Consider the following 18,768-nt stretch of genomic DNA (forward strand, 5'->3'; position numbering starts at 1 on the left):
TGTACTGACCTGCCAGGTACATCTCGGCGAAGCGGTCTTTCAACGGAGACTCCGGGGTGTAACCGGTACGAACCGGTTCCCACAGTCCCTTACCATGCATACCACCGTCTTCCGCCTTGGAGAACTTAACCAGCGTCTCTTTCGGCGTGGCGTTGATGGCATGGTTGTCTGCCTCGTACCCGAACATGAACTTCATCTTGGATTTTGCCTTATGGAACAGACTGTCCGTCTGATGCATCGGCATCAACCAAGACCGGGTGATCGACTGCTGACCGCCGTACCGGAAGTTGGACTGGTACGGAGTGGTCATCGACAACGCGCGTCCGTCCGGGCGCTCTTCGTGCGCTTTAACCGAGCGTTCCGTTGACGTCCAGCAAGAGTGTTTCATCATTGCCGTATGGTACGGGTACGCCGGGTTGTACTTCGCACGGAGCATCAGGCGGGCAACCTTGTAGCGCGGATCCGACGGCTTCCAGCCCATGTACGGGCGGTCGGCCGGGTTCGCGTCTACATACACGTAGTCGCCGTCGTTGATACCCAGGTCCTTACACAGGAACGGGTTCATGTGAACCTGCCACTCACCAACACCCGGAGACCGCTTGTCCATGCGGTAAGGATCGCCGAAGTTGTTGTTCCAGATCATGTTCCAGTCAGTCGTCGCCCAGGACGAATGAGCCGTATGCCTGGATTTCGGAGTGACGCAGTAGAACCGGTACCCCTTCTCCCACAAGAAGTTCTTGGTCGTACGTACGGAAGACCACGGCTTCTTGATGTTACGAACGTGACGCAGATCCGGATCCTGCTCGTCTTCCGGAATCCCGTAATCGTCCGGGCGGATGTAGGGGTTGGTGGATACGATGACGTTCGGCAGGTAAGGAGTCGCCTCAGGACCTTCCCTGTGAACGATGAAGTTTTCACCCCATTCGATCGCTTCCGGCTCGTCGTTGTAGAACTGGATGCGGCCGTTCGGAGTGTAGAAGGGTTTGGACTCCGTGTACATTTCCCAGAACGGAGACCGCGGGTAGGTGCGGTACAGCAACAGACAGGCACCCGGCTCACCATACTTGCCGTTGATGATGTCGTCGATGTTGTAACCCATACCTGCGGTCGACGTGGTGAACAACCGGCGAATCATTGCCTTCGTCCGGTTCGGAGCTTCACCCTCGTATACCTTCACGTAATCCGCAAAGCGTTTGTCACCGGTGACCTGGGACAGGCGTTTTGCGAACTCGCGGTGGATCAGGTTGTCATCGATCGTGTCGAATACCGGTTTGATGCCGGTGCCGCCCCAGATCTGATGGAACGGGTTCGAACACGCCGAAGTGATCTCGTAAGACTCGAACTCGGCCCAGCTGTTCGCCGCCAGTACAAAGTCAGCGTACTCGCAGGAACCGGTGAACTCGATGTCCTGAGCCACGATCATGTCTACGTTGTTGTTGGTGTTGAACACCAGCTCGTAGAACCACTTCGCGTTGTTGATGACGTTGACGTTAACAAACCAGATCAACTTACTCGGAGTCGGCATATGGGTGCGGCCCGTGAAGACCTTACGTCCATACCGCGGGGTATTGACGATCAGAGCCTTGTCACGATGCGCCCAGTAACCCACTTCCTCACCCTTCAGGTAGCCTTTAACATTGGCCCAGTCCACGTTCTTGGAGATGTCCAGAACGGGGTTGAAGGGATCTTCCGCAACCATGGAAGCGAAGCCCGGTCCCGACCAGTGAGAACCCTGGTAGTTACCGGCCTTGTAGTTACCCGCCCAGGTGTGGGAACCGGAACCTTTCGGTCCGACGTTACCCGTCAGCATGAGAGGTACATACGACGCCCGGTTGTGCATGGTGGCGTGGAAGTAATGGTTGATACCTTCACCGTAGTGAATCTCAACCGGCTTGATGGTACCGATGTCGCGTGCCAGACGTACAACCAGATCCTTCGGGGCATGGGAGATCTGGTTTACTGAATCCAGATCGTAGTCCTTCAGGTGGATTTTGTACATCTCGTACAACGGCATAACGGTGATGGTCTTGCCGCTGACCAGCTTGATGTCATAAACACCGTCCAGGGCCGGGTCGATGTTCTTCTTCCGCATCTTCGCGCCAATGTCCTCGCGAGTCACGGCGACCGGTTTGTCGGTGTTGGTGTCCCAAACTACGAAGTCCGGCATTTTGTCCCGGTTGAAGTTCTTCATCCACTTGGTCGTAAAACCGTCCTTAGGCAGGGGCTGGTTTTTGTAACCGGGGATGTAGTCGTCCGGGTGCAACCGGATCAGGTTGTCCGTGCGGACCAGCAACGGCATGTCGGTATAGTCCTTGACGTAATCCACGTCGACCAAACCTTCATCCATGATGATCTTCGCACAACCCAGGAAGATGGAAATGTCGGAGGCGCCGGCGCGGCACGGAATCCAGTAGTCCGCTTTCGTGGAAGGCGGGTTGTATTCCGGGCAGACGGTTACCAGCGTACCGCCACGTTCCATGATTTCCGTGTACCAGTGAGCTTCCGGCATCTTGTTCTCAATGAGGTTTTTACCCCACTGAATGGTCAGCTTCGCATACCGGTGGTCGGCGAAGTCGATGTCGGAAGTCTGCATGCCATGCGTCCAGGAATGACCCGGAGCCTGGTCACCATGCCAGGTGTAGTTGGACCATGCGCGTCCGCCCAGCACCTGACCCGGGCCGCGGCCGCGAATGATCGCATCCAGAAGACCGACCATGTTGGCGAGGCGGTAGATACCATACTTACCGACAACACCCAGCAGGCCCATGCCGCCGCGATACTTGAAAGTACGCGGGCCGGATCCGCCCATGGCTTCGATCATCTCAGGCTGATAACCTTCGTTCTTCAGGCGCTGGGCACCGCGCTGACCGCTGTAGGCTTTACCTACGGCAACGTGGCCTTTTGCCAGATAAGTGAAGGTATCGTCCCAGGTCATGCGGACGAACTCGTCCGTGCCCCGGCTGGTGAACTTATATTTTTCCCGGTTCTCCTTGTCCAGATAAGGAAAGCCGTCGTCGGCCCACTGCTTCCAGCCAACGCGCAACATCGGATACTTGTTGCGGTACGGTCCATAAACACGACGCGGGAACGTCATGCCGCGGAGACACATGCGCGGGTTCCACGCTGCGTCCGCCTGGTTGCCGTACAGATCGCGAATCTTGTGGTGATCGTAGTTCTGCTCGATCCGCATCAGAATGCCGTTACGTACGAAACCGCGCACACGACACTGATGGGTGTCGTTCGGCGAACAGCAGTACGTGAACGAGCGTTCGTACTTATATTGATCGCGATAAACTTCTTCCCAACGACGATCCGGATAGGACTCCAAGGGATTCCCAACCTTCACAACGGGTTTCAACTGAGCGCCTACCCTCTTGCTCGAAAGCGCCATGGCCGAAGCCACACCAGCACTCACCTGCAAGAACTTCCTTCGATTCAAACGCATAAACTTAAACCTCCCTTAGGTTAACAGTTGGCTTAAAAACCGAACTTGTATCCTGATAAAACTTCCCCCGGCGGCCTCACCTGCCGACCGCCCAACCAAATCCTCCTTTCTAAATTTCTGAAACCTGATTTTTGATAATCTATTTTCTGACCCTAGTGACTAAAAACTTACCTGTAAAATTTTCCCAACCCTAATCAGACCTGGCCAAAAAAAAAACCTGATACCCGTTTCGGCCTTATTTTAAGCCTTGAAACGAGATACCAGGTTTTGAAAACCGGTTTTCCCAATGCGGTGAAAATGTGAATTTAGGACCCGTTCGCCACATGTCGAAAACACCAATCCAGGGCAAAATTAACGTGCTGGGGAATCCGTGCATGCCTCTTTATACTTAAATCCAAATGCCTTGTCAAACCCTTTTTATCAAGCCTATTTGAAAAATTTTACGCCCCCAAAGTGGGGTAAAAATTGATTAAATATTAGGCAAAAACAGGGCTGAATTTCCGCTTTTTCCACAACCTCCTGCGGTCTTCCCGCATTATACAAAAAAACCTTTTAAAAACAAATATTTAAACAAAATTTTGGGTGTTTTGCCTATAAAAAATAGAGCTCTTGATCCGCCTCCCCTGGTCCAAAAAATCATTAAACCTTTTAAAATAAATGAGTTAAATGAAAGTTGCTTATTCTTCCCCAGGTTCCATTTATTATCAAATCCACTGGAAATTCATATTTATGAAATCAGAAAAAATTATTCAATGATAAGAAAAAAAGCCTCCAATCTAAAAAAATGGAATAAATGTAAATAAAATAAGAAGTTAAAAATAATCCAACTATAATCTGCAGAAAACCCAAGAAAAATCTGTAAATCCTATACTTAATAAATGATCTCCTATTGATGTATAGGCATACATCCCGATTGGACCCGGGCCCTGTTTTCCCGGAATGGGGGGAGGGTGTCCTATGCTGATTTCGGGGATTCACCCGGGTCAATGCGCTTTTTCTCGGGCGGGGGGTGGATTTGGCTTTCACCCCTGCCGGAATTGCAGTTATAATCCCCACTTTTTCAACTCCCCTTGCTGTCGATGAGACGACCACGAATCGCCATATACCCGGGCACGTTTGACCCGGTCACCAACGGGCATCTCGACATCATGAAGCGCGCCCTGTGCCTGTGCGACAAACTGATCGTGGCCGTCGCCCTGAACCCGAAAAAGAATCCGCTGTTCACGGTGGAGGACCGTGTCGCCTTCATCCAGGATGCGGTGAAGAAGTACGATAATATTCTGGTTCATCCCTTCGGCAGTCTGCTGACGGAGTTCGCCGACGGCAAAAAGGCGTCGATCATAGTCAAGGGTCTGCGCGCCGTTTCCGATTTCGAGTACGAGTTGCAGATGGGATTGATGAACCGCAACCTCAATGACAAACTGGAAACGGTGTTCATGATCCCGAGCCAGGAGTTTTCGTTTTTGAGCTCGAGTTTCGTCAAGGAAATCGCCAAGCACGGCGGCGATGTGAGCAAGATGGTCCCCAAAGCCGTGCTGAAAGGATTCACAAAGGTCAAACCGCTATGAAGTTCTCGCAACGTATCCAGAACATCAAACCGTCCATGACCCTCGCCATCACCGCCAAGGCCAAAGCCATGTCGGCGCAGGGCGACAACGTGATCGGCTTCGGCGCGGGTGAACCCGACTTTGGCACGCCGGAGAACATCAAGCAGGCGGCCATCGACGCCATCAACAACAACGAAACGTACTACACGCCGGTCGGCGGCACGGACAAACTGAAAGACGCGATCCTCGAAAAATTCAAACGCGATAACGGGCTTGCCTATTCACGCGAGCAGATCATCGTTTCCTGCGGCGCCAAGCATTCGTTCTACAACCTGGCGATGGTGCTGTGGGACAAGGGCGATGAAGTCATCGTCCCCGCGCCGTACTGGGTGTCGTATCCGGAGATGGTGACCGTGGCCGACGCCACGCCGGTGATTGTCCAGACGGACCAGGAAAATGATTTCAAACTCACGCCGGAGCAGTTGCAGGCCGCCATCACACCGCAGTCCCGCGCCGTGGTCATCAACAGCCCGTCGAACCCGACCGGCTCCGCCTACACGCGCGCCGAGCTGGAAGCACTGGCCGAAGTCGCGCTCAAGAACAAGCTGATGGTGGTGTCGGATGAGATTTACGAGAAGATCGTGTTCGACGGTTTCGAGCACGTGAGCATTGCTTCATTCAGCGAGGAAATGAGGAAGAACACCGTCGTCATCAACGGCGCGTCGAAGTGCTTCGCCATGACCGGCTGGCGCATCGGTTACCTTGCGGCGGAAGCGGATATCGTGAAAGCCGTGAACAAAATCCAAGGGCAGAGCACGTCGAACCCCACCTCCATCGCACAGGCTGCGTGCGTGGAAGCGCTCACCGGAGCCAAGACGGAAACCGCCATCGCCAGCATGGTCGATGCGTTCACCCAGCGGCGCAATGTGCTGATGGACCGCTACGCGGCGATCGACGGAGTGAAGTGTTACAAACCGGTGGGGAGTTTCTACAGCTTCCCGGATTTCTCCGCGTACTACGGCAGGACGTATAAAGGAAAGACGCTGAACGGGTCGTTGGACATCGCCGACTTTCTCTTGGAAGAAGCGAAGGTGGCGGTGGTGCCGGGAATCGCTTTCGGCGCGGATGCCAACCAGCGCCTGTCCTTCGCCACCTCGCTGCAGAACATCGAAGAAGGTCTGGATCGGATTCAGAAGGCGTTGGGGTTGCTTTAGGCGACATGGCCCCGGCAAGCGGGCTATTGTTCCACCGGGCGTTGCCCGGCTCCCCTCCTTTTCAAGGAGGGGATTGAGGGGAGGTTACCGATACGCGGAATCAGCTTCCTCGATTCCGTTTTCACTTCTCGTCTTTTATTTTTTAGCCCCGTATTTAATCAGAAGATCCACCATTTCATTGTCTTCGCTTTCCACGGCAATATCCAAGGGGACTTTGTCTTCATAATCGGGTTTATTGATATCGGCTCCATGCTTTATCAATAAATTTACAATGGTCAATCTATTGGGGTATCCTTTTACAAACAAATAAGCGGCATGATGTAAAGAAGTGGCGCCAAATATATCCTGAATATTTGAATCTGCACCGCCTTTTAACAATAGTTGAACCATATCCAGGTTTCCAAGCCCAACAGCGTGATGAAGGGGTGTAGCTTTATGTGAATTCAGGGCATTCGCGTTCCCTCCATGCCGTAACAAAAGTTTTGCCATTTCAATATTCCCATCCCTACCTACTGAAAGATGCAAAGGTGTCTCTAGACTCTCCCCGTTCTCTCCAATTGCATTCACGTTCGCCCCATGCGTTAAAAGAAACTTAGCGATTTCATACTGGTTTTCCATTACAGCTACATGAAGTGGAGTGAACATATTCATGGTAACGGCATTTATATCTGCCCCTTCCCGCACCAGTTTTTTTACCTCTTTTAAGTTTCCCATTGCCACAGCCTCATGCAGTGGAATCGGTTCTTCACCGGATATTTCCCAGCCTGAAACCAGAGATTTTGTTGGCAAAATAAACTTTTCACCATCCGCAAAACCAAAGGAAGCCATGAACAGGTTCGAAATGAAAATGAGATAAAAGATTTGATTGTGCATCGTTACACCCCCACTTTATTCTAAAAGAAGGTGTGACTTTTGATGAAACTTTTAAATATATGTCGAGCAAAAAACCCTCAACCACAAAATCCTAAACACACATTGCCCGCTGGAATGTTTTCAAGGATAATTACACGGATGGAAACGGACTTGCTGGCACGCGGGAAGAAGGAGGCGCACCGAGTGCGGAGCGTCCCTAAAAACAGAAATTGCTTTCTGGATTTTAAGGCAAAAAAAATCCCGCCTGTTCGGGCGGGGTATTTTCTGATCAGATTCGCGTGAACCTAAGGTGTCGCTGAAGGGCAGGGGGGTGATGCGGACAGGGGGTCAGGAATTGCAGCCGTCGCCGTCGCAGGAATTCGGCGGCGTGTCGGCGGAAGGCAGTCCTCCCTGCTCCTTTTCCTTGTTGCGTTTCGCTTCCACCTCCAAGGCGCACTTGTAGGCGTGAAGCTTATCCTCGATCTTCGGCCGGCACCGTTTGGCCTTGCAGTTGCCGGTGCCCACGCGGATGGCCCGCCGGAGGGCCTCAAAAGACAGTGCTCCGTCCTGGATGGCTTTCATGATGGTGCCACCGGTTATACTTCTACAAATGCAGACTTTTTTGAAGTGATCGACCCAGTCGGTTTCGGTCTTGAGGGTCATATTTTCCTCGCCATGTGATTCGCAGTTTGTCATTATATCTTGGTTTTAACGTAAGTTAACCCTTTTTTTCAAAAGGTGTCGATGAAGGTTTTCGGCCTCGCCGCGGCCACCGGGGTGCTCCTCGCTTGTTCCTTCCCCCGCATGGACTGGGAATTCCTTGCCTGGGGGGCGCTCATCCCCTTGTTTTTCGCGGTTTTCGGCCAGACGCCGAAGCGCGCCGCCCTGCTGGGATTCACCGCCGGAATGGTGTTTTACGGCATCAGTTTGAGCTGGGTGACGAACACTTTAGTCAACTACGGAAACATCCCGACCGTGATTGCCTGGCCCATCCTTTTTCTGCTGGCCGGGTATCTTAGCGCCTACATGGCGCTTTTCTGTTTTCTGACAGTCCAGCTCAGCCGCAACCACCCGCTTTACTTCATCGCGCTGCCCCCCTTTCTGTGGACGGCGCTGGAATACCTGCGCTCCACCCATCTGGAGTACGGCTTCTCCTGGCAGGGGCTGGGCTACTCGCAATACCTGAACCTGCCCGTCCTGCAGATGGCCGACCTCACCGGCGTCTATGGCATCTCGTTTCTGATCGTCGGGGTCAACGCCTGCCTGTTCTACGTGTTCCATCCGCGCCTGCGCAAAGAAACGCCGTGGAGCCGCTACCGCACGCACGTGTCGGTGACCATGTTCAGCGTCTATGCGCTGGTGATCGCTTACGGTTGGTCGGTGATGAACGCGCACGAAGAAAAACCCGTCAAGCCGTTGAAAGTGGCCATGGTGCAGGGCAACATCCCGCAGCAGATGAAATGGGACCCGCAGTACAAGCAGGAGATCCTGAACACCTACCGCGAGCTCACGGTGAAGGCGGCGGTGAGCGGTCCGGACTTCATCGTGTGGCCGGAGGCGGTGACCCCGTTTTATTTTCTGAACGATCTTGAGGGCACCACGGCGGTCGTGACACTGGCCGACGAACTGGACACGCCGCTTCTCTTCGGCAGTCCCCGCGCGGAACAGCAGGGCGGCAAATGGGTCTCCTACAACAGCGCGTACCTGCTGTCCGGGGACGGCAACATCAAAGGTCGTTACGACAAGATTCACCTGGTGCCGTTCGGCGAGTTCATCCCGTGGCAGTCGGTGCTGTTCTTCCTCGACAAGATGGTGGTGGGCATCGGCGACTTCGGCCGCGGTGAAGAGGCGATGGTGTTCAACCTCAACGGGTACAGGTTTGCCGTGTCCATCTGTTACGAGATCACCTTTCCGGATCTCGTGCGGCGTCCGGTCGATAACGGCGCGCAGTTTCTGGTGAACATCACCAACGACGCCTGGTTCGGCAAAAGCGCGGCATCGTATCAACACATCAGCATGGCCGCCCTGAGGGCCGTCGAAAACCGTGTACCGATTGTGCGCGCCGCGAATACCGGGATCAGCGGCGCGGTGGACCGGCTGGGGCGCATCACCCCCACGACCGAGTTGTTCGAACGCGAGGTGCTGATCGCCAGTATTCAGCCCCGAACCGGTCCCGCCACGCTGTATTCGCGGTTTGGCGACTGGTTCTGCTACCTGTCCCTGGTAATTTCGGCGGCACTGGGCCTCACCGCCTGGCGGCGCACCCGCCCCCTGTCTAGCGTCCGGCCAACCACGCCGCCGGACGGGCCCCCAACTTGAAAATCAAAAACGGTTTTCTTGCACGGCGCATTGCCGTAAAGTAATCTGTCAACGGAGAATTCATCGATGGAAAACGAAACCCAACAGGCCACCTTTGGCGCCGGATGCTTCTGGCACGTGGAACACGCGTTCCGCCAACTGCGCGGCGTCACCCACACTTCCGTCGGCTACAGCGGCGGGCATGTGCAAAACCCCAACTACCGCATGGTGTGCACCGGCGAGACGGGTCACGCCGAAGTCGTGCGCGTGCATTACGATCCCAACGTGGTCTCTTACGAAGAACTGCTGAACGTGTTCTGGCAGGAGCACGATCCGACATCGCTCAACCGGCAGGGACCGGACGTCGGCACGCAGTACCGCTCCGCCATCTTCTACCACACGCCCGAGCAGGAGAAGATCGCGCGCGAGACGGTGGACAAGCTCAACCAGTCGGGCAAGTACAGCTCGCCCATCGTCACCGAGATCGCCGAGGCGGGGCCGTACTACCTCGCCGAAGACTACCATCAGCAGTACTTTGACAAGCGCCGCCGCTTCATGGGCGCCAACCGGGAGCAGGGGTTTTAATTTCAGTTTCGCGGGAGGTTGTCATGCAGGAAGAACACAACGAATCCAAACCGAACCGGCGCACGGTCCATTACCTGAGCAAGACGCAGATCAAAAAGGAGTGGGCGAAGCTCGACCTCGACGACCTGGAAAAACCGCCTCCCAGCGAAGAAGCCCTCACCCTTCACGAACTCTACGAAGACGACCTGTTCGGCCTCGGCAACGAATAGGCCCGCCTGGCGGGCAGGCAGATGGGTAATGCGCGGTGGGCGAACGATGGTCGGCGAGCCCAATTAAAAATCCAGTCCGTTGCTTCCGGACGCAGTCCGGCTAACCTCCAACCAGGGTTTCCATCACCACATTGATATTGGTGTCGCCGGCGTTGGCGTCGATCTTGCCCTCCATGTCGCCGGGCGTCGATTTCAGGTTGCCGTCGTTGTCCAGCCGGAACAGCAGGGTGACGGCCCCGTCGAACTCCGTATCCGGCAGCATGGCGTCCGCCTGGCCAATGCGGAATTCATACGGAAACTGCGCGCCGATGACGCGCTTGACCGCCAGCGGAGCACCGCCCTTCACCCCGTGCGGCCGCGCCAGGATGAACAACACCGGCGTCTCCGGCAGGTTTTTCTGCAATTCCGGGGTCAAAGACAGCGTCCCGGTGATTTCCTTGCCGCCCCGAACCTGCTCACCCAGCACGATGTGCGCCTGCTTATTGCCCGGCTCGACATCGATGCGGCCTTCCAGGTCGCCGGGCCGCGCCTTGGGGTCGCCGTCCAGGTCCAGACGTGCCGACACGGTGAGCGGTCCGTCAAAGCTGGTTCCCTGCATCATCACATCCGCCGGGCCCAGCGAGTACTCCATCGGGAAATTGAACAGGTTGATCTTCTTCACAGCCAGCGGAGGACCACTCTCCACCCCGCGCGGCCGGGCATAGAGGAAAACTACCGCCGACTGCGTCACCATCGGCGTCTGACCTTCTCCCAGGGTGATGGTTCCCTCCACCGCCTTGGCCTGGAGCTTGGGATCGTTCTTTTTCTCCAGTTTTTCCACCACGGCGGGAGGCACCTTGTGTTCTTTCAACTCCCGCTCGCAGGCGCTCAGTACCAAACCTGTGGATAAAAGCCCGATTATGATAAAAAATTTGAAAATGACTTTCAAAGTATATAAAATTTTTGACATAGGATGAATCCTGACAAGGTTCTTTGCATCACAATAGCAGAGGATACAAAAAAATTCATTATTTAGCACATGTGGGTGTAACAGCGAACACCTTTCATTCTGGGGAGGTAGGACGATTTCTTAAAGTGGATGCGCCTTACCGAGACGGTCTTGAAGCAGGAGTTCCGGACCCCAAAAAGAGGAGGGATCCGTATGTTTTATCCGGTTAAAGTTCTCGATGAAGACGGAAATATCAAAAAAGTACTGTCTCCCAAAAAACTGAGCAAGGAATACTGGGGCAAGGTCTTTGACGACAAAAACCGTGCTTCCAAGGGAAAAAAAGGCAAACGCCCGGCGACCAAAAACGACCCCCTGTTGGAGCCGGACGAACACGCATTGGAGGATTGAGCCGGGTTCACCTGCGTGAACCGGGATATCAATCCACCTCCCGACCAACCTCCAGGGGTTGGTGATTCTCCCGCTAATGCAAGAGGAAGGGCCGGGTGCTTCAAGCATCCGGCCCTTCTTCTTTTTAATCCGCACCAGATGGGTAATGCCTCACCCGTACCCGATGATCCGGGGGCCCAATTTAAAATCCAACAAGCCGCCTGCGGATGCGGCCCGCCTTTTTGTACCGTTTTTTATTTTCCCGGACCTGGTGAACGCGGCGCCGATTTCCCGGCCATGGCACGCCGGTAATCCTCGCCTTCCATTTTCACAAACCGGCACATCTCCGCAAGCCGCGAGAAAATGCGGTCACCCACCTTTTCTTCCAGCGTCTCCTCCCCCGCCCAGCTTTGGGAAGCATCGCTCCGGGAAAATTCCACGCGCGTGTCTTTCGTTTTCTTGCCGCGGTCAGGCTGCGACACTTCATCCGTGTAGTTGGTGGTGAAGATGGTCACTTTGTCGGCGGCATTGTAACGATTGGAAATGATCTGGTCGAGCATCGTCAACTCCCACTCCGTGTTACGCCCCTTTGCCAGTTCGTCGATCACCAGCACCGGCGCATGCACGAAGGGATTGATGATGGCCTGCTCGGAGAGGTCCTGCGAATACCCGTGCCGGATATCGGACAGCAATTGGAAAAAGTCGATGAATTTGCCGTGTACGCCTTTCTCCAGCAGCAACGCTTTTAAAATGCTCACCGCCAGATGCGTCTTGCCCACACCCGGTGTGCCCATGAACAAAAGACCGCACTGCGGTTCCTTGTCGAAGTCTTTCACAAAATCCCGGGCGATCCGGAGAGCCAGCTTGTTGGCCTGCGAACCGATGGGATGGTAGGTATCGAACTGGGTTTCGAGGTACTTGCCGGGCAGGTTGGCGTCGTTGAACCGGTCGAGGGATTTTTTCAACTCGGCACATTCGCATTCCTGTAGAAACGACACCCCGGTTTCGTCCTCGGCGAAAACATGGCCGCGTCCGCCGCAGGCCGTGCACACGAAGCACTCACACACCGCCGCCCGCAACCGGCCTTCCCGGTTGTCCAAAACATAATGGTTGCCGCGGCAGGCCTTGCAGCTTTTTTCGGACGTGGTGCGGGGGCGGGTCATCTGGCCGCCTTTCCGAGCTCATCTTCCACCTGCTCGCGCATTCCCGTCAGCGATACGCGCGGCGACGCCGACCGCGACTGCGCAGTGGCGGTGCGGTACGCCGTTTCGATGGCGCGGCACAACACCTCCACGGGCACGCGGCGGTTTTCCCACTGCGTGATGAGGTCGTAATCGCTGGCGGACAGCGACAGGCCCGACCCCTTGAGCGTCAGAAAAAACTGTTCGACGTGGGTCAGGTAATTGAGGTTGTCCCGCTCCAGGAGACTCATGCGAACGTGCGGCGAAAGGATGATTGGAGTGAAGTGTTACCGAATGGTACTGCCTGCCCGGTTTCTTTTCAAGCCGTAATGTCGAGAAGCGTTCCGGTCATATCGTCGGCGGCGCGTATGGCGCTGGCGTTGGCGCGGAACTGGCTGGAGGCGAGAATCTGTTGCACAATTTCTTCGGTGATGTCGACGTTCGACAACTCAAGACTCCCCGATTGCAGGGTGCCGAGCGAGTTGGTGCCGGGACTGCCGAAGATGGGTTGACCTGACGAACCGCTGACGGTGAAGAGGCCGTTGCCCAGAGCGTTCAGTCCGGCGGGATTCTGGAACCCCGCGAGTTGCAGTTGACCCACCGTCTGTGTCTGTCCGTTGACCAGCGCGGAGACGCTTCCGTCGGGACCGATGCTCACATTCTGCGCGTTGCCGGGAATGGTGATTTCCGGAATCAGCGGATGCCCGTCGGCGGTGACGAGCCGGCCGCTGCCGTCGATCTTGATCGCCCCCAGGCGGGTGAAACCGGTGCCGCCACCCCCAAGTGTGACCTGCAAAAATCCGTTGCCCAGAACCGCGACATCCAAGGGATTGCTTGTCGGGACGAGGGGTCCTTGAGAGGGGGACCGCGTCACACCTGCAACGCGCGCACCACCGGAGGCGTTGTCCACGATATTGACGCGACTGCTTTTGAATCCGGGGGTCTGTACGTTGGCGAGGTTGTTGGCGCTGGCCTGCAGTTTGCGGCTGGCCGTATTGAGTCCGGAAAGCGAGGAAAACAAGGAATTGATCATGCATCACCTCCCTGATGGCCCGGAGCAGGCCCATGCGCTTTTTAGGCCGCCGCCGGCTCCATACCCGCGACGGGCTCCGCCATCACGGCGGGTTCTGCGATGGGTGCGAGCACAGGTTCCACCACGGGCGCGAACACCAGCGGCCGGATCATCGCGGTTTCATCACAACGTTCCTGTTTCGGGCACACCTTGCAGTCCCGCCAGATTTTTTCCGGCAGGCCGTTTTTGTCGATCACCTCGAACCCAAACCGGTGAAACAGCGGCACGGCATAAGTCAGCACGAACACGTGCGAGTACCCGGCGTGGATGGCGTCGTCGATGCCGCCTTCGATCAGGCGGCTGGCAATGCCCTTGCGCGCGTGGTCGCGGTGTACCGCCAGCGAGCGAATTTCGACCAGGCCTTCGGCGCCATAGCTGAGCGCCAGAACGCCCCGAACCTGTCCGTCTTCCCGGTATACGCGGAACTGATGGAGGTTTTTCTTAACGTCCTCGAGCACGCGAGGCAACATGAGGCCCGACTCCGCGTAGTCGTTGATGAGGTCCAGAATGTCTTCGGCGTCGCCGGGCTGTGCTTGTGTGATCATGCAGTAAGGGATTCGTTGTTGTCTTCGGGGTCGACGCCGTCCATCACCGACAACGCGTAATCGAAATCGTCGTAGTTGACGATCTCGCTGTCGGGGTACGATACGATCCGCAGGTTGATTTTCAGAAATGCGTCGGCCGGACCGGGGTTGAGTGCCTCTTCCACGTCCGACTTCAGCCGGTTGGCCATTTGACAGGCGGCATCACCCCAAATTCCGGGGAGAAGCACCATGAAATCGCCGTCGTTGACCCGGAACAGCAGGTCGCCGTCGCGTGAATTTTGCTGGAGAATGCGGCCGATCTCGACGAGCATTTGATACCTGTCTATGTCCCCAGTATTCATGAGATCATCCCAATAGTCAATCTGCAATTTGACGCAGGAAAGGCTCTTTTCGTAACGCCTTGCGCGGTCGAACTCGCGTTTGATGGCGGTGTTCAGATACGACTCGTTGTACAGTCCGGTTACGGAATCCAGGAGAGATTGATTTTTCATTCCTTCCATCAGGAGCACGTTGTCGATGGCGATTCCCAGTTTCTCGGCGGTGCGCTCCAGGTAGTCGGTGCGAAGCCCCTCATGAAACTGCGCCGGGTCAATGCTGCCCAGGCACAAAGCGCCGGCCATCTTGCCGTGCAGGGGGATGGGGATCAACGCCTCAGAGCGGATGGGTCCGGAGTCGGTCTCGGCGAACAGATCCGATCCCGCTCCCAGGTTGTTGCGCATCAACGGGCCCCAGCCGTTTTGAAACCAGTCGAACAGCGTTTCCTGGTCGATCAGGCGCAGGCTTTCCACGCCGTCGCGCGGCGAGCCCTGCGGCAGGCTGGAAGCGATGAAATGATCCGCACCGTCCACCAGGCAGATCATCACCCCCTGGATGCCGAAACGTTTGATGATCTCGCTCCGGATCTCGCCTGCCATCTGGAGGAAGTTGTGGCTGTACAGACAGATGCGCTCGATCTCGAACAGGTGCTCGAGAATGCGCTCGTTGCACTCCGCTACTTCCATGAACCATTCGAGTTGACCCTTGATGTGTTCCTTGTCCTGCTGAACGCGGCGCAGGATGCGGTCGGCGATGCTGAGTGTCTTGAGCGGTTGCAGGGGCAGGTCGGTTTCCTCGATGGATTTGATCCGGGTCAACAGCTCCGGGTAGTCGTTGAAAAATTCCGGGTGTTCGTTCAAATACAAAGCCACTTCGTCGTTGTTCATTCTCGCATCCTTCCCACTACCGGTGAATATTACAGGTGCGGAAAACCGGGCTTTCCCACCCCCGTCCGGGTAAAAACAGAAAACATTGAAATTTCAACACTTATAAAAGAGGGCGATTTGAGGCTCTCTTATAAGCCATTGATTTTTTTGAAGTTGATTAGGTAAGCATTATAACCGAAATCTGTTTAGCTGTCTCCATAAAAATGAAATTATCTGATTGAATTTTTGGGGGTTATGGGATGGTGCGGAAATCAGGGGAAAATGGGGAAGGTCCAACCGGGCGATGGATTCAAGGGTAGGGGGGCACGGCGGGCGGGGTGTCGTCCCGGCCTTCGGCAGGAGCGTCTTCTCCACCCAGGGTCGGTGATTCTTCCAGCTGGCTTTCGGGGGCTTCGGTTTCCACCCCGGGTTGCTTGATTGGCGGGAGCGGCGGCGCCTTGCGCCCGCAGGCGGCAATGACCAGAGCGACTAATAACGCTGACAACACAACCCAATGCCTGATTCCTTTCCGGGTGATGCGCATGCCGTTCTCTATTTCCATTCTTTGGTCACGCGTTTCAGTTGTTCACGCACCTGGTTGCGCGCCGTGCCGCCGTAAACGTTCTTGCGGTCCACCGCGCCTGCGATCGACACATAATCGAAAATGTCCTTCTTGAATTTCGGCGAGAAGGTTTTGTATTCATCAAGCGACAGGTCGTTCAATCCCTTCTTGTGTTTCAGGCAATACGCCACCGCCTTGCCCGTCACCTCGTGCGCGTCGCGGAAGGGCATGCCTTTCAGCACCAGGTAATCGGCGATCTCCGTCGCCGTCAGAAACCCGCTGGCCTCCAGCGTGGCAATCGAAGGCGCGGTGAACTGCGCCGACTTCATCATGCCGTCGAACACGTCGAGCGCGGTCTGCACGGTATCGACCGCATCGAACAGCGGTTCCTTATCCTCCTGCATGTCCTTGTTGTAAGCCAGCGGCTGGCCCTTGAGCAGGGTAAGCAGGTTCATCAAATGACCGTACACCCGTCCCGTCTTGCCGCGCACCAACTCCGCCGCGTCGGGATTCTTCTTCTGCGGCATGATACTGCTGCCCGTGGTGAACGCGTCGGACAGCTCGACCAGCTTCCACTCACTGCTCGCCCAAAGGATCAGCTCTTCGCACAGGCGACTCAAGTGCGCCATGAGGAGCGACGCCGTAGCGAGGAATTCGACCACGTGATCGCGGTCGCTCACTGCGTCCATGCTGTTGTGCGTGATGGCCGGGAATTTCAACAGCCGCGCCGTGTAGTGGCGGTCGAGGGGATAGCCCGATCCCGCCAGCGCCGCCGATCCCAGCGGCATGACGTTCACCCGCTTGAGCACATCTTGCAGGCGGGCGCGGTCGCGCGCGAACATCTCGACGTACGCCAGCAGGTGATGCGCCAGCGACACCGGTTGCGCCCGTTGCAGGTGCGTGTAACCGGGGATGATCGTGTTGACGTGTTTTTTGGCCTGACCGATCAGCGTTCGACCGAGCCGTTTCAGCGCGCGTTCGATGTGCGTGATCTCGTCGCGCATGTAGAGGCGCAAGTCGAGCGCCACCTGGTCGTTGCGGCTTCGCCCGGTGTGCAGTTTGCCGCCGGCGGGACCGATCTTTTCGATCAGCCGCTTTTCGATGTTCATGTGCACGTCTTCGAGTTCTTCCTTGAAAACGAACTTCCCGCTTTCGATTTCTTTTAAAATCGCCTGCAAACCGCCGATGATTTTTTTCGATTCCGCGGACGTCACCAGCTTCGCCTTCTGCAGGGTTTTGCAGTGGGCGATACTGCCCTGGATGTCGTAGGCGTAGAGCCGCCGGTCGAACGACACCGATTGCGAGAACCGGATCATCAGGTCGTCCGTCGCCTGCTCGAATCTGCCACCCCACGGTTTTTTCATTTGCAAAGCCTGAATAATAGGAAATGAAACAATAAGTTAAGGCGAGATTGTACTGTCCCGCCGTAAATTGGGCAAATTTTATTTGGGGCTGGAGCAAGAGAAGCGTTCACGGATTATGGATTGCGCCCACAGACCCTCGCCGTGTTCATCTGGCAGTAGCCATGCTCCCGCCCACGTGGTGGAGCGCGCTCACCGACCATCGTTCGCGTGAAAAACTTTTCCAAAAATTTGCGCGTGAATTGTCTTCGTTCCCTCCGGCCGGGGCCGGTCAGGCCGACTTGCTCCACTTTTCTTCGTGGACGATGTGGACGGGGGTGCCTTTGGGCAGGACGTGGGCGAGGAAATCCAGATTCCATTCCTGGATGTTGGGACAGCCCGCACTGCCACCACGGTGATCGTAGTTCTTCTTGAAAAACTCGTTGGTGCGCGCCACGTTCACGCCGTGGATGCCGTAACTGCCGGGCACCGGTTTGCCCAGCCGCTTCATGCCCAGCCACCAGTGGCCGATCTCGTGGTCCGGGTCGCCGAACGGAATGGCACGCACGATGGTCTTGCCGTTCACGTCTTCCTTCTTGTACCACGTCGGTTTGTACAGCTTGTTCTCGATCTCGTACTCGCCGACCGGTGTTTCTTCATCCTTGCGGCCGAAGATGGCGGGGATTTCCAGAATTTCTTCGTCGTTGTAAAAAATCTTCAGCATGCCCGTTTCCAGAATGCCAAGGATGTACCAGCTCTCCGCATTGGTCGAATACCTGGCGATGCGTTTGCCGTCGAACAGCAATTCCGTTGTCCCGTTTTTCTTCACGTATTTCGTGCGCGGATCGTCGTAGATGCGCTTGACGATGACTTGCAGATTCTGTGGAACCTTGTTGTTCTGGATCATCTGGTCGATCATCTGCGCCAGTTCCTGGTTTTTCTTTTTCGTCACCAGAAGATCGCGCTCCAGTTTATCGAGCTCGCCTTTGATCTTTTTCACCTCCTGCGGCGAGGCCATGCCGAGCTGGCCCAGCCGTTCATAGATCATGTAATCGACGCGCTTCTGCATAGCCGCATCCAGCACCAACGCATAGACGAACCACAGGCCCAGCACGGTGACGGCGATAGCGGACCCCGACCACGCCAGCGCGCGGCGGGTGCGGGAGGACAGGCGGTAGCGGGTGACTTCGCTCCTTACCTGGTTTTCCTTTTTCTCCAGGGCCTGGAACTGGGCGTCCTTGAACTTGTCGTGCAGGCGCCGTTCGAGGTCGGACAGGTGCGGCTTGCGGTCCGCCAGCTTGGCGCGGATGGCGTCCAGGTTCTCGCGAGTTTTGCGATCGTAACTGCCGACCGGATCCTTGTTGGCGATCAGGTTGTACTCGGCAATCGTCAGGACTTTTAATTTGGATGTCTGCGCCATAG

The 18,768-nt window shown here is 55.9% G+C and carries 18 protein-coding genes; 6 read left to right on the forward strand and 12 right to left on the reverse strand.

The window, feature by feature from the left end:
- Positions 1 to 3,328, reverse strand: a 3,328-nt coding sequence (locus TX82_RS03220) for a molybdopterin-dependent oxidoreductase (RefSeq protein WP_244875000.1), incomplete at its 3' end; no start/stop codon positions are given.
- Positions 3,329 to 4,524: 1,196 nt separating this feature from the next.
- On the opposite strand from TX82_RS03220, the gene coaD reads away from it, so the two are divergent.
- Both coaD and TX82_RS03230 read left to right on the forward strand, forming a co-directional pair.
- Entirely contained in the window at positions 4,525 to 5,013 is a 489-nt protein-coding gene (gene coaD / locus TX82_RS03225; protein ID WP_005006792.1) for a pantetheine-phosphate adenylyltransferase, read from the forward strand.
- Positions 5,010 to 6,206, forward strand: coding sequence for a pyridoxal phosphate-dependent aminotransferase (locus TX82_RS03230; RefSeq protein WP_005006795.1), 1,197 nt, complete (start codon positions 5,010 to 5,012; stop codon positions 6,204 to 6,206). Before coaD ends, TX82_RS03230 begins: the two co-directional genes overlap by 4 nt.
- 135 nt (positions 6,207 to 6,341) lie before the next feature.
- Here TX82_RS03230 and TX82_RS03235 read toward each other — a convergent pair whose 3' ends face one another.
- Positions 6,342 to 7,079 carry an ankyrin repeat domain-containing protein gene (locus TX82_RS03235; RefSeq protein ID WP_042250445.1) on the reverse strand — a complete coding sequence of 246 codons (738 nt, stop codon included), beginning with the start codon at positions 7,077 to 7,079 and terminating at the stop codon, positions 6,342 to 6,344.
- Between the two features lie 327 nt (positions 7,080 to 7,406).
- Positions 7,407 to 7,721, reverse strand: a complete 315-nt coding sequence (locus TX82_RS15630; RefSeq protein WP_005006798.1) for a (2Fe-2S)-binding protein — start codon at positions 7,719 to 7,721, stop codon at positions 7,407 to 7,409.
- Between the two features lie 81 nt (positions 7,722 to 7,802).
- On the opposite strand from TX82_RS15630, the gene lnt reads away from it, so the two are divergent.
- The 3 genes from lnt to TX82_RS03255 all read left to right on the forward strand — a co-directional run bounded on the left by lnt (position 7,803) and on the right by TX82_RS03255 (position 10,150).
- Complete coding sequence (lnt, locus tag TX82_RS03245) at positions 7,803 to 9,377, forward strand: apolipoprotein N-acyltransferase (protein WP_005006799.1); 1,575 nt, start codon at positions 7,803 to 7,805, stop codon at positions 9,375 to 9,377.
- A 66-nt stretch (positions 9,378 to 9,443) separates the two neighbouring features.
- A complete protein-coding gene (gene msrA / locus TX82_RS03250; RefSeq protein ID WP_005006800.1) occupies positions 9,444 to 9,941 on the forward strand; it encodes a peptide-methionine (S)-S-oxide reductase MsrA in 498 nt (165 codons plus the stop codon).
- A 23-nt stretch (positions 9,942 to 9,964) separates the two neighbouring features.
- Complete coding sequence (locus tag TX82_RS03255) at positions 9,965 to 10,150, forward strand: hypothetical protein (protein WP_005006801.1); 186 nt, start codon at positions 9,965 to 9,967, stop codon at positions 10,148 to 10,150.
- Between the two features lie 100 nt (positions 10,151 to 10,250).
- Here the strand turns inward: TX82_RS03255 and TX82_RS03260 are convergent, their stop codons facing one another.
- On the reverse strand, positions 10,251 to 11,099 hold the full coding sequence (locus TX82_RS03260; protein ID WP_005006802.1) for a c-type cytochrome biogenesis protein CcmI/CycH: 849 nt from the start codon (positions 11,097 to 11,099) through the stop codon (positions 10,251 to 10,253).
- Positions 11,100 to 11,291: 192 nt separating this feature from the next.
- Between TX82_RS03260 and TX82_RS03265 the strand changes: the two genes are divergently transcribed.
- Complete coding sequence (locus tag TX82_RS03265) at positions 11,292 to 11,486, forward strand: hypothetical protein (protein WP_005006803.1); 195 nt, start codon at positions 11,292 to 11,294, stop codon at positions 11,484 to 11,486.
- Positions 11,487 to 11,719: 233 nt separating this feature from the next.
- Here TX82_RS03265 and TX82_RS03270 read toward each other — a convergent pair whose 3' ends face one another.
- The 8 genes from TX82_RS03270 to TX82_RS03305 all read right to left on the reverse strand — a co-directional run bounded on the left by TX82_RS03270 (position 11,720) and on the right by TX82_RS03305 (position 18,766).
- A complete protein-coding gene (locus tag TX82_RS03270) occupies positions 11,720 to 12,628 on the reverse strand; it encodes an ATP-binding protein (RefSeq protein WP_005006808.1) in 909 nt (302 codons plus the stop codon).
- On the reverse strand, positions 12,625 to 12,897 hold the full coding sequence (locus TX82_RS03275; RefSeq protein WP_005006809.1) for a hypothetical protein: 273 nt from the start codon (positions 12,895 to 12,897) through the stop codon (positions 12,625 to 12,627). Before TX82_RS03275 ends, TX82_RS03270 begins: the two co-directional genes overlap by 4 nt.
- Before the next feature lie 68 nt (positions 12,898 to 12,965).
- Positions 12,966 to 13,679 (reverse strand): flagellar hook-basal body protein, encoded by a 714-nt coding sequence (locus TX82_RS03280; protein WP_005006810.1) that lies wholly within the window; start codon positions 13,677 to 13,679, stop codon positions 12,966 to 12,968.
- 41 nt (positions 13,680 to 13,720) lie between these two features.
- The gene (locus tag TX82_RS03285) at positions 13,721 to 14,263 is read right to left on the reverse strand and encodes a GNAT family N-acetyltransferase (RefSeq protein ID WP_005006812.1); all 543 of its coding nucleotides are present in this window, start codon (positions 14,261 to 14,263) and stop codon (positions 13,721 to 13,723) included.
- Positions 14,260 to 15,465 carry a DUF484 family protein gene (locus TX82_RS03290; RefSeq protein ID WP_005006816.1) on the reverse strand — a complete coding sequence of 402 codons (1,206 nt, stop codon included), beginning with the start codon at positions 15,463 to 15,465 and terminating at the stop codon, positions 14,260 to 14,262. The genes TX82_RS03285 and TX82_RS03290 overlap by 4 nt, the downstream gene beginning before the upstream one ends.
- A gap of 289 nt (positions 15,466 to 15,754) precedes the next feature.
- Positions 15,755 to 15,949, reverse strand: a complete 195-nt coding sequence (locus TX82_RS03295; RefSeq protein WP_144079070.1) for a hypothetical protein — start codon at positions 15,947 to 15,949, stop codon at positions 15,755 to 15,757.
- A gap of 47 nt (positions 15,950 to 15,996) precedes the next feature.
- Positions 15,997 to 17,376 (reverse strand): argininosuccinate lyase, encoded by a 1,380-nt coding sequence (argH, locus tag TX82_RS03300; RefSeq protein WP_144079071.1) that lies wholly within the window; start codon positions 17,374 to 17,376, stop codon positions 15,997 to 15,999.
- A gap of 262 nt (positions 17,377 to 17,638) precedes the next feature.
- On the reverse strand, positions 17,639 to 18,766 hold the full coding sequence (locus TX82_RS03305; protein WP_005006824.1) for a L,D-transpeptidase: 1,128 nt from the start codon (positions 18,764 to 18,766) through the stop codon (positions 17,639 to 17,641).
- Positions 18,767 to 18,768: the final 2 nt, after the last annotated feature.

It is taken from the genome of Nitrospina gracilis 3/211, from assembly GCF_000341545.2.
Classification (GTDB): Bacteria; Nitrospinota; Nitrospinia; order Nitrospinales; family Nitrospinaceae; genus Nitrospina; species Nitrospina gracilis.

Excerpts from the sequence above, each read along its gene's own strand:
- coaD (WP_005006792.1), top strand. The coding sequence starts at position 4,525 with ATGAGACGACCACGAATCGCCATATACCCGGGCACGTTTGACCCGGTC.
- TX82_RS03230 (WP_005006795.1), top strand. The coding sequence starts at position 5,010 with ATGAAGTTCTCGCAACGTATCCAGAACATCAAACCGTCCATGACCCTC.
- TX82_RS03285 (WP_005006812.1), bottom strand. The coding sequence starts at position 14,263 with ATGATCACACAAGCACAGCCCGGCGACGCCGAAGACATTCTGGACCTC.
- TX82_RS03265 (WP_005006803.1), top strand. The coding sequence starts at position 11,292 with ATGTTTTATCCGGTTAAAGTTCTCGATGAAGACGGAAATATCAAAAAA.
- lnt (WP_005006799.1), top strand. The coding sequence starts at position 7,803 with ATGAAGGTTTTCGGCCTCGCCGCGGCCACCGGGGTGCTCCTCGCTTGT.
- TX82_RS15630 (WP_005006798.1), bottom strand. The coding sequence starts at position 7,721 with ATGACCCTCAAGACCGAAACCGACTGGGTCGATCACTTCAAAAAAGTC.
- TX82_RS03275 (WP_005006809.1), bottom strand. The coding sequence starts at position 12,897 with ATGAGTCTCCTGGAGCGGGACAACCTCAATTACCTGACCCACGTCGAA.
- TX82_RS03260 (WP_005006802.1), bottom strand. The coding sequence starts at position 11,099 with ATGTCAAAAATTTTATATACTTTGAAAGTCATTTTCAAATTTTTTATC.
- TX82_RS03235 (WP_042250445.1), bottom strand. The coding sequence starts at position 7,079 with ATGCACAATCAAATCTTTTATCTCATTTTCATTTCGAACCTGTTCATG.
- TX82_RS03255 (WP_005006801.1), top strand. The coding sequence starts at position 9,965 with ATGCAGGAAGAACACAACGAATCCAAACCGAACCGGCGCACGGTCCAT.
- TX82_RS03290 (WP_005006816.1), bottom strand. The coding sequence starts at position 15,465 with ATGAACAACGACGAAGTGGCTTTGTATTTGAACGAACACCCGGAATTT.
- TX82_RS03280 (WP_005006810.1), bottom strand. The coding sequence starts at position 13,679 with ATGATCAATTCCTTGTTTTCCTCGCTTTCCGGACTCAATACGGCCAGC.
- TX82_RS03270 (WP_005006808.1), bottom strand. The coding sequence starts at position 12,628 with ATGACCCGCCCCCGCACCACGTCCGAAAAAAGCTGCAAGGCCTGCCGC.
- TX82_RS03305 (WP_005006824.1), bottom strand. The coding sequence starts at position 18,766 with ATGGCGCAGACATCCAAATTAAAAGTCCTGACGATTGCCGAGTACAAC.
- msrA (WP_005006800.1), top strand. The coding sequence starts at position 9,444 with ATGGAAAACGAAACCCAACAGGCCACCTTTGGCGCCGGATGCTTCTGG.